Origin of the sequence: Paraburkholderia sp. A1RI_3L (assembly GCF_048957895.1) — a bacterium.
Lineage (GTDB): Bacteria > Pseudomonadota > Gammaproteobacteria > Burkholderiales > Burkholderiaceae > Paraburkholderia > Paraburkholderia kururiensis.
In genome coordinates this window covers 1-339 of sequence record NZ_JARCHA010000094.1, presented here as the reverse complement: position 1 = coordinate 339, position 339 = coordinate 1, and the positions used below count along the sequence as shown (strand labels likewise).

1 pseudogene is annotated in these 339 nt (G+C 65.8%); it reads right to left on the bottom strand.

Features of this window, described 5'->3' with window-relative positions:
• A pseudogene (locus tag PXJ20_RS33050) lies at nucleotides 1-311 on the bottom strand (hypothetical protein); the annotation flags it as partial.
• Nucleotides 312-339 lie beyond the last annotated feature (28 nt).

Genomic DNA, 339 nt, shown 5'->3' with positions numbered 1-339 from the left:
CCGATGGCCAATGACATGCCTTGCAGCGGTTGCGGCGCATTCGGGTCGAGCAACGCCCGGCTACGGTCCACCACCGGAATCTGCGCGAGCCAGTGCTCGGGGAACGCCTGATCGACGATCGGCGTACCGTGCTCGCGCAAACAGCGCTCGCATGCAGAGAGGAACAAACGCACGAAATCGACGCCTGCGGCGGGTCCCATGCCGCCGAGGATGCCGACGGGATGGCGGGCCCGCAGCGTCTCCCGCAACTCAGCGGATGAAAGGCCGGGCACGATGCGCGCGCCGGACGGCAAGAGCGGGTCAGTGTTCATCGAGATGCCGAATCGGTGAGAATGAATC